Below are 12,644 nucleotides of genomic sequence, written 5' to 3'. Positions count from 1 at the left end.
TACTGATCGTATAATGATGTGGCAAAATGTATGAGCGTCAAAGAACTTGAAACAGCAATTATGAATTTGTCGGTTAAGGAATTATCGGAGTTAACTACTTGGCTGATAGAGTATCGCCAACAAGCCTGGGATCGGCAAATTGAAGAGGATTTGGAGGATGGGCGGTTGGATGCGCTACTTGATGAAGTTGATGCAGAGTATGAAGCTGGATTGGCTAAAGTGTTATGAAGCATCTGACTTTACCGCGTTTTTGGCACTGCTATCACCAGCTACCTAAAGAAATACAAGCCTTAGCCGATAAAAATTATGAATTACTCAAAGTCGATCCATATCACCCTTCGCTGCATTTAAAAAAAGTTGGTAGGCGAAAGCAATTGCAATCGGTGCGAGTAGGCGATAGTTACCGAGCTCTGGGAGTTGAAAAACCTGAAGGTATTGTATGGTTTTGGATAGGGACTCATGGTGATTATGATGCCATATTAGCTCAGAAATAAAGCCCCGATCGCACATACAGCAGATTCCACGTTTATGAATGAAGTACACGCCACATCGATAGAGCCCGTAGGGACACGGCAATGCCGTGTCCCTACTACTTCATATACTTACGATTAATATTTGATTATATTAATCCATTAACCTCATAAGGATCGCAAATTAAATAACTTACAATTTTAATTGTTATTGTGGGGTGGGCGTCCCGCCCACCCCACAAACTTGTGTAAGTTATTTAATTCTCATTCCTAATCAATTTTCCGTAATATTACTTAATAATTAGCCCTATCTTTATCAAAGCTTTAATTAATCAGCTATTTATAAAGAAAACTTTATATATATTCTCTGAAAAAACTGTTAGTGTTGCTACAACAGATGTTTCCTCACCGGATTTTTACGCAGAGATGCTGTTTCTCTGTCAATAAAAATTGATAGATTGTTTCGGACGCAAGTCACGAAATTGGGGAATTGCTGTCTTTTTTTACCCCAGTCAGGTGTATTATGCCAAATTTAAATATTCCAGTTTCAGTAAGCTCGATCGCCTTTATCGACACTACAGTACCAAATTATCAAAGTTTGGTAGCGGGGGTAACACCGGGCACGGAAGTTGTGGTGTTAGATGGGAATGAGGATGCGATCGACCAAATTACTGATATTTTAGCCGATCGCACGAATATTGAGAGCATCCACATCATTTCTCACGGCACTCCCGGCTGCTTGCAACTCGGTAGCGGTAGCTTGAGTTTAGACAATCTAGAAGCTTATTCCGAGAAATTGCGGCAGTGGCGGAGTGCTTTGTCTCTGGGCGCGGACATTCTGATTTATGGTTGTAATGTCGCATTAAGTGCGATCGCATTCATCCAGCGCATCGCCCAACTCACAAATACTAATGTTGCCGCTTCCAAAAACCTCACTGGAAGTGTAGCAAAAGGCGGCGATTGGAAACTCGCAGCAACAACCGGGGAAATTAACACACCGCTGGTATTTGCACCCGAAGTGTTAGCGGGTTACGAGTACGTTTTGAATAGTTTTAGTACGGCAAATAACTTGCCTGTGGGGACAAATTCCTACGGTATTGCTGTAGGGGATTTTAATATCGACGGCAAACTAGATTTAGCTCTAGCGAGTTCTGGATCAGGCGTTTCAATACTGTTAGGGAATGGCACTGGTGGCTTTAGCCCTGGCACTACATTAGCAGTGTCAAATGCCCAATCAATCGCCGTCGGTAATTTTAATAACGACTCTTTCCCTGACTTGGCAGTAGTGGGAAGTGGTACCGGAAGCGCCCTCTCTATTCTGTTAGGAAATGGCCTCGGTGGCTTTGGTAGTCCCACTCCATATCCCACAGGAATATCTCCTATATCCGTCGCAGTTGGGAAATTTAATGCAGACAACTTTTCTGACGTAGCAGTAGTTAATGCAAGCCCTGGCAGTACCTCTGGTACCGTCACAATTTTGCTGGCAGATAGCAGTGGCAACGGCAGCTTAACCTTCAACACCAACTTAACCGCACAGTCAATTCCCGCTTTCATGGCAGTCGGCGATTTTAACGGAGATACTTTTTCCGATTTAGCTGTGCCGAACAGTCTTTCTGGCGGTGTTTCCATCTTTTTAGCGAATGGCACGGGCGGATTTAGCGCGGCTACTAATATTGCTGCTGGGACAAATCCTAATTCGATCGCCCAAGGGGACTTTAACGGAGACGGCAAAGTTGACCTAGCCGCAGTTAACAACGGCTCTAACGATGTCTCAATTCTGCTAGGAAATGGCACTGGCGGCTTCAGCGCAGGCGACAACTTTAACGTCGGGACAAGTCCGCAAGGGATTGTCGCCAGCGACTTTAACGGAGACGGCAAGCTTGATCTAGCAGTAGGAAGCAGCAGCGGCGCTTCAATTTTATTAGGAAATGGGGCTGGCAGTTTTAGCACTGCGATCAACTTTGCTGCGGGGACAGATCCAATTTCTCTTGTGGCGGGCAATTTTAACGCTGATACTCTCCCCGACTTAGCAGTAGTCAACAATGGTTCAGATGATGTTTCAATTCTACTGAATACACCAAATACAGTCAATTTTGGTGCGGCAACTTATAGCGGTACAGAAGGAGCAACAGACACAGTAGTTAATATCCCTGTCACCCTCAGCGGTGGCACTCCCATTAGCGATGTAGTTGTACCAATTGCGATCGACCCCAGCAGCACAGCCACCCAAAATTCAGACTACACCTTTTCGCCTAATACTGTTACTTTCCTCGCCGGGACTACTACTCTCACCCAGAATGTTGCAGTTACTATCAAACCTGACAATCTCCCTGAAAACGCCGAAACCGCAATTCTCAACTTCGGTACAATCACCGGAGGCATTGCAGGTACAACCAAAGAAACAACACTAACTATTGCAGCTAACGGTACTGTTTCTTACGCTGTCGCCGCCGATATTGCCAGCATTTCCGAAGGCGATAGCGGCACAAAACCTCTAACTTTCACTGTGACTCGCAGCGGCACGGGTGTAGCGAGTAGCGTCAATTATGCAATTGGAGGAACTGCTACTAACGCCAGCGACTACAACAGTATCGGTGGCACTTCTGGGGCAACTGGTATTAGCGGCACGATCAATTTTGCGGCGGCGGAAACATCGAAAACTATCACCTTAAATGTGTTAGGCGATGGAGTAGTTGAATCTGACGAAACTGTTGCAATTACGCTATCAAATCCTGTTTCACCGGGTGGCGCGCCGACAATTACTACTGCAACTGCGACAACTACCATAACAAATGATGACACTGCCGGCTTCACCGTTGCACCTACGAACATCACTGCTACAGAGGGCGGTGCAACTGGCAGTTACAAAATCAAGCTAACTGCACAACCCACGGCACCGGTTAACATTAGCTTTAATCCTGGCACTCAAATTAGCCCGATCGCCCAAATTACCTTTGACAGCACTAACTGGAATGTTGAAAAGACTATCACTGCTACTGCGATCGACGACACTGTAGCACAAGGAACGCACACAGGGACGATCGCCCATACAGTTACCAGTACCGATGCGAGTTATAGCGCCAAAGCGATGCCCGATGTGACGGCATCGATTACTGATAACGATAGTCCCGGTGTGTCGATCGTGCAATCTGCCGGTAGTACAAATATTGCTGAAGGCGGTGCAACGGCTACCTACGGCGTGCTTCTGACTAGCGCGCCTACTGCACCCGTGACGATTAATTTTGACCCTGGTACTCAAATTAGCCTGATCGCACCTCTGACTTTCACGCCCAATAATTGGAATGTTGCTCAAAATGTGACTGTAAGTGCGATCGATGACAGCATAGCCCAAGGAACCCACAGCGGCACGATTACTCACCAGTCGGTCAGCACGGATACTAAGTATAACAATCTGACAATTTCTCCTGTGACGGCCACGATTGCTGACAATGATACGGCAGGTGTGACTATTTCACCGACGAGTACAACTGCTACGGAAGGCGGTGCTACAGGGACGTACAGCGTTCAGTTAAAATCCCAGCCCACCGCGCCTGTGACGGTTAGTTTTGCGAATGGCGATCAAATTAATGCGATCGCTGCTGTTACTTTTGACTCTACTAACTGGAGTGTGGCGAAGTCAGTCACAGTAAGCGCTACAGACGATGCAGTCGTGGAAGGAAATCATACGGGCAGTATTTCTCATACGGCTACTGGTGATACTAAGTATAACGGGATTGTGATTCCGGGTGTGACAGTGGCGATTACTGATAACGATGTAGCGCCGACTCCGACTCCGACTCCCACACCGACGGGAACGCCGACTCCCACACCGACGGGAACGCCGACTCCGACTCCGACGGGAACGCCGACTCCGACGGGAACGCCGACTCCGACACCGACGGGAACGCCGACTCCGACTCCGACGGGAACGCCGACTCCAGGAGGAGCACCGCTACCGCCTGATTCAGATGCGCCTACTCCGACACCGGCACCGACTCCGACACCACTTACGCCGACGCCGACGCCAACGCCATCAATTACGCCGACACCGACACCAGTCACACTGACACCAACACCACCAATTACACCAAGACCGATACCAGTCACACTGACACCAACACCGACACCGCCACCGACACCCACACTGACACCAACGTCCGAATCCGCAGGCATTACAGTCTCCCCCACCAGTGGATTAATCACCACGACAGCAGGCGGTGAATCAACTTTTAGCGTCAAACTAAATACTCAACCGCGTGATGGGGTTAGCATTGGCTTGACGGTTAACCCGAACCTAGGAACAGTTTCCACACAGAGGCTGACTTTCTCGCCCGATAACTGGAATCAACCTCAAACTGTAACCGTAAGAGGTGGAGGTGGCCCAATAGAAAACCAATACGGCAACATACCTTACACTATCTTCACCGAACCCGTTCAAAGTAGAGATCCTAACTACTCAGGCCTTGATGCTGCAGATGTCAGCCTTACCAATATCTTAATCATTCAGCAGAATTTACGCCCGGGCATTGTGGTTTATCCCACCAGCGAGTTAACTACAACCGAAGCAGGAGGTACTGCTAATTTCAGCGTTTTACTCAATACTCAACCGCAATCGGTAGTTACAATTCCCATGAGGGTTGACAACCCAGCCGAGGGCAAAATTTCTCGATCGGAACTGACATTTACTCCCGACAATTGGAACACAGCCCAAACCGTCACTGTTACCGGAGTAGACGATGCCATCACAGACGGCGATCGCACTTATACCATCAAACTCGATCCTCCCGCAACCAATGATTTTGACTACAAGTTTCTCTCTCCCAACAACGTAACTGTAACCAACACTGACAATGAAACTCCAGCCCCGCTGTTTGCGAAATTTCCTACAGAAATATCGCAGGGACTCGGGCAAGTCAAGGGAATTTGGGGAGACTACAATAACGATGGCAAACTTGATGTTTTAGCATCAGGAAATCGTCCGATCCTGACGGGAACAATACCGACCGGCGGTACTTGGCTGTATCGCAACGCAGGCAGTACCCTGACTTGGGATGGCAAGGCTCTTCCCGTTACTTCATCTGCTGCTTGGGGAGATGCTGACAATGATGATCGGATCGAGTTCGCGGCCAACAAGTTGGATAATCCACGCGGACGTGGCACCGGCAGCAATTATATCCCCTCCTACACAATCTCAGTCTACAAAAATACCGGCACCTCTTGGACGAACTACGATCTTGGCCACAATGAAGATTTTGGTTCCGCTCGCCCGTCAGGTTCTCTTAGTTGGGGAGATTACAACAACGATGGCAAACTAGATATCCTAGATGCGAACATCCGAAAAATTGCTCTCAATCCTGACTCTGGGGAATATCAACTCGCCAGCCTGCTGTACCGCAATACTGGCAGCGGCCACGTACCAGATATCAATGCCAGCGCTAATTTGCCCGCTGTCTCCAATGGTGCTGCTGCTTGGGGAGACTATGACAGCGATGGGAAACAGGATATTTTGGTAATTGGCAACACCAATGCGGGCAAAATCGCCAAGGTGTTCCGCAATACTGGCACCACCTTTACCGAAGCTTTCGTCTTACCCGGTGTTTCTGATGGTTCAGCAGCTTGGGGAGATTACAACAATGATGGCCAACTCGATATTCTGCTGGCGGGCGATACCGGTTCGGGCAAAATAGCGAAAGTGTTCCGCAATATTGGCACCACTTTTACCGAAGACACCAATGCCGCATTGCCCGGAGGCAGTTTTGCAGCTTGGGGAGACTACGACAATGATGGTAAATTGGATGTCTTGTTAGACAGCAAAGTATACCGCAACACTGGTAACGGCTTTAGGGAAGACACAAATGCCGTACTCAGTGACAGCGGTGCCGCAGCTTGGGGAGACTATAACAATGACGGCAAACTTGACATCTTGATCGGCAACCAAGTCTACCGCAGCAATACAGCTAATGCGAACACTCCCCCCACTGCACCCACAGGGCTGTCGGCTGCACCGAATGGCAACAAAGTCACTTTCAACTGGAATAAAGCGACTGATGCTCAAACTCCTACCGATGGTTTAAGCTACAACCTGCGAGTTGGCAGCACTCCCGGTGGCAAGGATATTCTCGCCCCCACATCTCTCGACGATGGAACTCGACAAATTGTTGGGTTAGGCAATACCAGCCAAAACACCAGTTGGCAACTCAATAACTTGTCTCCACAGAAATATTACTGGAGTGTGCAATCCATTGATAATGCTTGGGCCGGTTCACCTTTCGCCACAGAAGGCAGTTTTACAGTAGACAATACAGCCACCAACCGATCGCCAAGGGTTAACAATCCCATCATCGAGCAGAATCGCGGGATTTTCCGCAGCGACTACCGTTTGACTCTTGCTGCCAATACTTTTATTGACGACGATCCAGGTGACAGTCTCACTTATTCCTACTCAATAATTCCAGAGCCAAAACCCGGCTTCGGCCCCTTAATACCGAACTCTCTCGATTGGCTTAGCGTCAACCCGAATACTGGCAGTTTCATTCCGCCGGATTGGCTTAAATTTGATCCGAATACACTCACCTTCAGCGTGAATTTAAATGCTGGGAATATCCCCTCATTATTCTATTTGCCAATTGAGGTGACAGCAACGGACAATGCAGGTGCCACTGCCACAGACTTCTTCCACATATACCGTTCTGGCTTTTCTGGTATCGCAATTGATGGTTATATCGCGGGAGCTACTCTATTTTTTGATGCCAACAAAAACGGCATTAAAGATATCAATGAACCATCCACTATCACTAACAGCAACGGTGAATTCAATCTCGACGTTCCCTTCGACATCTTCGACAAAAACAAAAACGGAGAAATCGACCCCGAAGAAGGCAATCTAGTCGCAATTGGAGGCACTGACACCGCCACCGGTTTACCCCTGGAAACACCACTTACTGCACCACCAGATTCCAGTGTAGTCACCCTCCTAACCAGCTTGATAGCCGACTTAACCGACAAAGGAACTACACCAGAATCAGCCCAATCTTTAGTCAAAGCCGCCCTTTCGCTCCCCGCTGAATTTGATCTGACTAGGTTAGACCCTATTGCTGCCACAAACAAGAATTTACCGGGCGGAATCCAAGTCTTAGCGGCAATGGTGAAAGTCCAAAACGTCATCACTCAAACAGCCGCTTTGATTGACGGCGCATCCAGTGCAGCAAATCACGATCTTGTCAAAGCTGTTGTCAGTTCAATCACGGATAAAATTCAATCCGGTTCAGTCTTAAATCTCAGCAATCCAGCCGCCTTAGAACCAATCATTCAGCAATCCGCTGCTAAAATCCAGCAGATTGACCCCAGTTTCAACATTCAAAAAGTCACCCAAATTACCTCGCAATCCGCGATAGTAATGGCAACAGCAAATCAGCGCATTGATAGCGCTATCACCAACCCAACAGCAACATCAATTCCCCAAGCAGTTGCCCGCGTCCAACAAGTATCTTTGGGAACAACTACCCAAGATTTCAAAGCAGTTGGTACCGGAAGCAAGCCAATTTCTCAGCTAGTTACTGACAATACTGGTGCTGCTTTAGATAGCCGCATTCAATCTGTAACCTTGCCTGCTGGGATAGCAACTCCTGTACTCACAGGCGATGCAGATTTAGGCAGCAATTCGCCGGATGCAATTATCGGTACAAATGGCGACGACATCCTCACCGGCACGAGTGGCAATGATGTGTTGATGGCTATGAAGGGCAATGATGCGATCGACGGTAGCTTGGAAAATGACACTATTTTCGGTGGCAAAGGTAGCGATACTTTGCTGGGAAATAGCGGTAATGATGTCTTGTTTGGCAACCGAGGTGCTGATATCTTGAACGGCAGCGATGGTAATGATATCTTGCTTGGAGGCAAGGGAGATGATTTACTAGATGGCGGTTTGGGAGATGATACTTTGACAGGAGGAATGGGAGTCGATAAATTCCTACTCTCTACCAATTCCGGGACTGATACTGTTACCGATTTTGAAATTGGTCAAGACTTGTTAGTATTGGGTAACGGGCTGACTTTCGCGCAATTGGCGATTAGTGAAGATAGCGGTTCAACATTAATTCGGTTTGCCCAAACTGGCGAGATTTTAGCTTCTCTCAGCGGAGTTTCTGCTAGCAGTATTAGCGCGGGAAATTTCGGATTAATTTAAGAAACAATCGGCGGTTAAAACCGCCGTCTTATCTTGATGTTTGTATAGGATCGGTTTCAACCGCCGAATGCCTAGCGCACAATCAAGGCCTATATCCCCCCTAACCCCCCTTAAAAATGGGGGGGACAAGAGTTATCAAAGTCCTTCTTAACAAGGGGGATAATAATCTTCTCAAAGTCCCCCTTCTTAAGGGGGATTTAGGGGGATCTGGCCTCGGCGATAATCGAGATTTCTATGGTTAAATACGATCGCACTAACACCAATCAACACCGCTGATAACGCATACCAGGCAACTGCGAAACTAATCCCAACAATTCCAACTGCAAAAGAATACCAGAAACCGTCCCCGCTTCCAATCCCGCAGCCTCCACAATTGTATCAAGAGAATTTGGCCCAGAGCCCAGAGCTTTGAACACCACAGCCAACTCTGCATCCAATAGTGGCTCTTGCTTTTCAGGGGTCTGATTTGCCGGAAACAAAGACAATTGCTGCGCGCTATCCAATTTTGGCATGGCTCCGAGCATTTCCAGCAACCTATCTTCACTGGACTGTCGATCGCAATTCGGGAGAATCGGATGAGCACCTTTACTCAGCAACTCCAAACATCCAAACGATCGCTCATCATCCAATCTTGCCGTCAAAACATACACATCGCGACAAAAATCATTAGCTTGATAAGCAGTAATTAACGCCCCCGACTTCTGCGGAGCTTCAATCACAATTGTAGCGCGACTCAAGCCAGCAATTATCCGATTGCGGCGCGGAAAATTAGTTCTATTCGGTTGAGTCCCCGCCGGATATTCGCTAATTGCCAATCCCTGCTGCACGAGGCGATCGCACAACCGCTCATTCGGCTTAGGATAAACAACATCAACCCCAGTCCCAAAAATAGCAAAAGTCCGGCCGCCCGCCTCCAAACAGCTTGTATGAGCCTCCGTATCAATACCCGCAGCAAATCCCGAAACAACAGTAAAACCGTTCGTAGCCAAAGCCGTGCTAAATTTACGAGTCCAACGGCGGCCGTATTCCGAAGGACTACGAGTGCCAACAATTGCCACCGTCGGGGTAATTCCGCGATTCTCTTTGAGGTCAACTAAACCGCGATAGTACAGCACCGGTGGCGGACTCGGAATTTCCAATAATAAGCTGGGATAATCCTGATCTGCTGGTGTCCAGAAACAGGGATTTTTAATCAAATGTTTTTCAATAAATTCTTCAGGATTGAGTTGAGATCGTTCTTGCACAGTTGTATCAATTACCTGCTTGCCAAACCCTTCTACTCGCATTAAATCTACTGGTTTCGCCATCCAAGCTTCTGCCAAAGTAGGAAAATGTTGGTGCAATCTTTGCAACAAAATCGGCCCGACACCCTTAATCTGCGACCATGCTAACCAGTAAGCGCGTTCTTCTAGCAAAGACTTGCCCTCAATTTATCTGAGAATAATTTTATCATTATGGGTTGGGATATAGATTTTTTTTTACGAACCGCGAAGGCGCAAAGAACGCGAAGGGAAGAAGAGAAAGAGTTAAAAATACTGCCTAAGTTTTCCAATCGACAAAACGGGCATAAATATAAGCAATGATTTCCCCAGTCACAGTCCGAAAACCTTCGCTCGATTTCCACCATTCCTGCGGGTTGTAATCTTGCGGAACCGCAGCTATAATCCCGACTTCAATCTCAGGATTCAGCACTTCTTTGAAGACAATCCAACTTCTGCGGGCGTGAGTACCAAAGGAATAAAGATTAATTGAGTCAACTTTGAGGGCAGAAGTAGCTAGCCAATCTCGAAGGGCGATCGCAGAAGCAGCAGTCCGGTGTTTCACAACACTCGCAGCGGGTACGGCTACAACTTTATCCCGATCAAATCCTAGCGCAATACAAGTCGCTGCGGTCAGTTCAGCATAATTTTTATATTCAGCGAGGTAATAGCCTTTAGCTAAAGGAAGTCCGGTTGTCACCAATTGGCGGTATCCGCCTTTTTTGAATTCCGCGATCGCACTTTCGATCGCATAATCCGGCAACCAGCCTTCCACAACCAGTATATCTGCTTTAATCGGCGCATTTACCGCCAAAAATGGATGAATATTTGTGATGATTAATGTCATTGCAATGATTAAACCTGCGATCGCAATTACCCAACCTTCCCAGGTAATTGCCCACATTTCTCGGCGGCGAATTAGGCTAATTTTGATTTGAGGTTTTCGCATCCTTCCAAAATTTATATTAATCAAATTCTTGAGGATTTACGAACTATTAGGCTAGAAACCGGGTTTCTAGCCTAATAGTGCGATCGCAAACTGTTCTGATAAAAATCACACCAATAGATCTAACTTTCGAGTCCAAAGTTAAATCCGTTAAATCCGTTAAATCCGCTACACAATCCGCTGCCAATCTTCCTCATTCTATTTGTGTTTCAAATACTCAAAAACACTCTTATCCCCAATATCCTGCGGGATCGCTTGAAAGAACTTACGCACGGCAAAAATGATAAACAATACCGCCCAAAGCCCCAGCAACAACTGTTCATTTTCCGGTGTCAAAAATCCGAAAATATGCCCTAAAAGTAATAACGGAACTCCTGGAGTCAAAAACTTAGTTTCTAGGCGGTTAAAACAGAAAGCTTCTTTAAAAAAGATGCCATTCAAGGCGGCAAAAGTAAAGCCAATTCCCCACAAAGTCGCTGGATTTTCGTACACTGCTAAAGCTAAAGGTTCCCTGCTTTGTAGGGCGACAAATACTGCTGCCGCGCCGCCGATCGCCCAAAACGCCTGTAATGTGCGGTGCAGCGGAATCATGTAAATGTGAATAGTTGCTAAACTAACGCCTAAAGCGATCCAAAAACACGCAAAAACAGGCGTTAAAGCTTGGATTGCTGTTGGGTTGTCGCCCTGTTGCAACACCAGAGTAGCGCCCACCGCCCAACATAGCGCCGCCACTCCCAACCCGGCGCGGTAGATCAGCACTCCCGTGCGATCGCCTTGAGTAATCGTAAACTCGCCGAATTGCCCTTGATATACTTCCGATTCATCAGGCGATTTCAGTAATTGCATCACAGCTTCCTCCTATCCATCAGACACGAATGTACTTCTGCCAAGATATACTTTATTGATAAACCAGTACAGCGGAACCGAGCGATGCCTAAATTTAACAAACCTCAACTTAACAAATCTAAAGTTAACAAGTCTAAATTTGACGATCGCCCAAATCAAACCAAATCTCTGCTTTCAGAATCAGAACTTCCTCCAGTTCAGCTTGATGAAACCATTGTAGCAGGCAGAAGACCGAAACCGTTCAATGACTTGCAGCGCTTGCTTGCCGAAATACCGGAATTGACAGGGGGGTTCAATCCAGAAATGTTCGCCAATATCGTTGAAAATAACCCATTTAATGACAACCAATTTGAAAGCAAAATTAGGAAAATTCTAGGAACTAAAAATATTAATTCCAACCTCAAAAATTCAATCAAATATCTGGAATACATCAAGCAAAATATGCAATTTCCATGCCAGGTTACGGGTAGAGAAGAGTTTGAATGGGAAGAAGAGTATATAATGGGTTTGGGTAGCAAAAAAGAATATGCAAAGCTTAAGAAAACTCAACCTTCTTATACTGATAACTTCACAATTAACCGAGTGGAGGATTTTGTTGTTCATGAAGACGGCATATTTGCCGAAGTGGAGCGCGTCGGCGATCACAAAAAGTTTAGCTTGCTTTTAGTAGAGCTAGCATCAGTTGATGCGATATCCCCAAACAATCAGTTATTGCATGATTATTCTGTGTGGTATATCCACTATTAAGGAAGAGTGGGAGAGGGGGGAGATGGGGAGAGAGGGAGAGAGGGAATAGAAAAAATCTTCCCTTTTTCCTCTTCCTTCGCCTTCTTGATTACCAGAGAAAATTGGTTTAAAGCCTCTCCCTGATCGGGATAAATTAAAATCAGACGATTCATTACTCCAATCCTCTTCCTTCTTTTGTCAACTGTTAA

General features: G+C 46.7%; 8 protein-coding genes. 4 read left to right on the top strand and 4 right to left on the bottom strand.

Annotation, left to right across the window (positions count from 1 at the left end; translation table 11 throughout):
• Nucleotides 1-30 precede the first annotated feature (30 nt).
• The 3 genes from QUB66_RS03860 to QUB66_RS03850 all read left to right on the top strand — a co-directional run bounded on the left by QUB66_RS03860 (nt 31) and on the right by QUB66_RS03850 (nt 8,658).
• The gene (locus QUB66_RS03860; protein ID WP_265238576.1) at nt 31-228 is read left to right on the top strand and encodes a hypothetical protein; all 198 of its coding nucleotides are present in this window, start codon (nt 31-33) and stop codon (nt 226-228) included.
• Nucleotides 225-494, top strand: coding sequence for a ParE family toxin-like protein (locus QUB66_RS03855; RefSeq protein ID WP_332966406.1), 270 nt, complete (start codon nt 225-227; stop codon nt 492-494). Before QUB66_RS03860 ends, QUB66_RS03855 begins: the two co-directional genes overlap by 4 nt.
• A gap of 499 nt (nt 495-993) precedes the next feature.
• On the top strand, nt 994-8,658 hold the full coding sequence (locus QUB66_RS03850; protein WP_332966405.1) for a DUF4347 domain-containing protein: 7,665 nt from the start codon (nt 994-996) through the stop codon (nt 8,656-8,658).
• Between the two features lie 263 nt (nt 8,659-8,921).
• Here the strand turns inward: QUB66_RS03850 and dprA are convergent, their stop codons facing one another.
• From dprA to QUB66_RS03835, 3 genes are all read right to left on the bottom strand, one after another.
• A complete protein-coding gene (gene dprA / locus QUB66_RS03845) occupies nt 8,922-10,073 on the bottom strand; it encodes a DNA-processing protein DprA (protein ID WP_332966403.1) in 1,152 nt (383 codons plus the stop codon).
• Between the two features lie 124 nt (nt 10,074-10,197).
• A complete protein-coding gene (locus QUB66_RS03840) occupies nt 10,198-10,866 on the bottom strand; it encodes a YdcF family protein (protein ID WP_332966400.1) in 669 nt (222 codons plus the stop codon).
• A 195-nt stretch (nt 10,867-11,061) separates the two neighbouring features.
• On the bottom strand, nt 11,062-11,709 hold the full coding sequence (locus tag QUB66_RS03835; RefSeq protein WP_332966398.1) for a DUF2301 domain-containing membrane protein: 648 nt from the start codon (nt 11,707-11,709) through the stop codon (nt 11,062-11,064).
• An 84-nt stretch (nt 11,710-11,793) separates the two neighbouring features.
• Here QUB66_RS03835 and QUB66_RS03830 point away from each other — a divergent pair, with 84 nt between their 5' ends.
• Nucleotides 11,794-12,456: a hypothetical protein gene (locus QUB66_RS03830; protein ID WP_332966397.1), complete on the top strand. Its 663-nt coding sequence runs from the start codon at nt 11,794-11,796 to the stop codon at nt 12,454-12,456.
• Here QUB66_RS03830 and QUB66_RS03825 read toward each other — a convergent pair.
• Nucleotides 12,453-12,608 (bottom strand): hypothetical protein, encoded by a 156-nt coding sequence (locus QUB66_RS03825; protein ID WP_332966396.1) that lies wholly within the window; start codon nt 12,606-12,608, stop codon nt 12,453-12,455. The genes QUB66_RS03830 and QUB66_RS03825 overlap by 4 nt on opposite strands.
• Between the last annotated feature and the right edge of the window lie 36 nt (nt 12,609-12,644).

The sequence above is a fragment of the Microcoleus sp. A2-C3 genome (genome assembly GCF_036706065.1).
Taxonomy (GTDB): Bacteria; Cyanobacteriota; Cyanobacteriia; order Cyanobacteriales; family Microcoleaceae; genus Microcoleus.
This window is presented reverse-complemented; position numbering and strand designations above follow the sequence as displayed.